Origin of the sequence: Candidatus Sodalis sp. SoCistrobi, assembly GCF_900143145.1 — a bacterium.
Taxonomy (GTDB): domain Bacteria; phylum Pseudomonadota; class Gammaproteobacteria; order Enterobacterales; family Enterobacteriaceae; genus SoCistrobi.
In genome coordinates this window covers 1-2149 of record NZ_FRDB01000330.1, presented here as the reverse complement: position 1 = coordinate 2149, position 2149 = coordinate 1, and the positions used below count along the sequence as shown (strand labels likewise).

The 2149-nt window shown below is 54.1% G+C and carries 2 protein-coding genes and 1 pseudogene; 2 read left to right on the top strand and 1 reads right to left on the bottom strand.

Annotated features, from left to right (window positions below; translation table 11 throughout):
- Nucleotides 1–132 precede the first annotated feature (132 nt).
- Nucleotides 133–231 (top strand): annotated as a pseudogene (locus CINSTRO3249_RS16950) (pyrimidine/purine nucleoside phosphorylase); the annotation flags it as partial.
- A gap of 311 nt (nucleotides 232–542) precedes the next feature.
- Here the strand turns inward: CINSTRO3249_RS16950 and rdgC are convergent.
- On the bottom strand, nucleotides 543–1460 hold the full coding sequence (gene rdgC / locus CINSTRO3249_RS15350) for a recombination-associated protein RdgC (protein WP_074013856.1): 918 nt from the start codon (nucleotides 1458–1460) through the stop codon (nucleotides 543–545).
- Between the two features lie 519 nt (nucleotides 1461–1979).
- Between rdgC and CINSTRO3249_RS16945 the strand changes: the two genes are divergently transcribed.
- On the top strand, nucleotides 1980–2149 hold a 170-nt coding region (locus tag CINSTRO3249_RS16945), incomplete at its 3' end, for an IS1 family transposase (RefSeq protein WP_143146886.1).

Here is a 2149-nt window from a genome sequence, read left to right as displayed (position 1 = left end):
TGCTCATGCTGAGTTTCCAGCACTAGATTAACTGCCCGTTCACGGACTTCCGGAGAGTAACGTTTGGTCGTTGTCATAGAGACCTCCACTTTTAAAGTATAGACTCTAATTTATCCGGGGTGATTCATTATGCCGGGGGAGACTTTTTACGTGCCGGCACACAGCGAATTCTGCCTGCAGCTGGCGGAAACCAGCAGCTATCTGTGCAAGTATCTCAGCCACTCGCGCTAAACGCCAAGGGCGGGGCGTACTCGCAATGCTGCCGCCTGACATTGATAGCGGCGGGGCGCACTCGCGGTGCTGCCGCCTGACATCGATAGCGGCGGGGCGCACTCGGGGTGCTGCCGCCCGACATTGATAGCGGCGGGGCGCACTCGCGGTGCTGCCGCCTGACGTTGATAGCGGCGGGGCGCACTCGCGGTGCTGCCGCCTGACGTTGATAGCGGCGGGGCGCACTCGCGGTGCTGCCGCCTGACGTTGATAGCGGCGGGACGCACTCGCGGTGCTGCCGCCTGACGACGCCATTGACGGCGAGTTCCCTCTTAGCCCTGCCGCGGTGCCTCACCGCCCAGCCCCGCAATCAACTCGGCGATAAGTCCCGTCAGTTCACCGGTCATCAACATAAAATCGGCGTCGAAGCGCGCGGCGAAATCATCGCGATCGATATCATCATTTTGCTCGCGCAGCGTGTCGGAGAACCTTAAGCGTTTCACGGTACCATCATCGCCGAGTATCAATTGCACTCGCTCCCGCCAATCCAGCGCCAGCTTGGTCACCAGTTTGCCCGCCTCGATATGCACCGCAATTTCGTCGCTAGATAAATCCTGTTTTTTACAGCGCAGAATGCCGCCTTCTTCCAGCAGCGCTTTTAGCTCAGCTTCATCCTGAATGGCGAAACCGGCGGCGGGCTCCCCGCTGCGTACCCATTCAGTCAGAGTCATCTCGATCGGTTTTTCCATGGTCAGCGGCACCACCGGTAGCGAGCCGATAGATTTTCGCAGCAGCGCCAGGCAATCTTCCGCCTTTTTGGCGCTACCGGCGTCGACCAGCACCAGATCATTCGCCAGATCCAGCCACAATAGCGTCTGGCCGAAACGGCTGAAAGCGCGGGGCATTAATTGGTGCAACACCTCATCTTTTAGCGCGTCTTTTTCGGTTTTACGCAGTTTACGGCTTTGGTCATTTTCCAGCTTGCTGATTTTGCCTTCAAGCTCCTGTTTGACCACCGAGGACGGTAGAATTTTTTCTTCTTTGCGCAGGCAAAGCAGGACATGTCCCGGTATCGCATGGGTTAGCGCATCGCTTTTGGCGCCCATCGGGGGCACCCAGCCGGATTTTGCCATATCCTGACTGCCGCAGGGGGTGAAGGCGAAGGCGGACAACTGCTGCTCGATTTGCTCTACCGACAGCTCGATTGGCCGATTCAAACGGTAAATCATGACATTCTTGAACCACAACATAATAGATATCCCTGACCTGACGCACCGCAGCCGGCGCGATTTGCTCACAAACGCAGCGCGCATAATAACGAATTGCTGGCGCTTACCCTAGGAAAAAGCGTACAGAGTTGTCCGTATTTGACATCAGGACGGTGCGCGCAGCGCAAGCGGGGGCGCAGGGCCAAACATGACTATGGCGGGAGGGTCGAACCTAGGGACGATAGCGCCCGGCACCATGGAATAGGGGTGAGGGGATAGACGTCCTTGCTGCGGTGCGCTTATGGCGACGCTGCCTGTTTTAATGGCGTAGATAATGCCTGATAATAATTGTTATATTAATTACTGATTTGTTGTGGACATAAATAACGCCATCACCGTTAAATGCACCATAAATAAAATAGGTAATTATAAAATTAATAATTATAAAAACTCTGCATTCTTGTATTACCGTAAACATAGACTAACTTAAGGGCGTAGCATTGGGTAATGCCTTCAAATAGTTGACTTTTGTGATATTCTGCCTCTATTTGAGGTTTCCACGTGGTTACAGTTTCTGTTCATTGTCCTCGCTGCCATTCAGATGAAATTTATCGACATGGCCTTAGTCCAACTAAGCGCGAACGCTTCCGGTGTCAGTGCTGTCACCGTGTATTCCAGCTTACCTACCGCTATGAAGCGCGAAAGCCGGGAGTTAAAGAGCAGATCGTTGA

What these genes read in the sequence shown, in the direction of transcription:
- rdgC (WP_074013856.1), bottom strand. Translation starts at nt 1,460, where the DNA reads ATGTTGTGGTTCAAGAATGTCATGATTTACCGTTTGAATCGGCCAATC.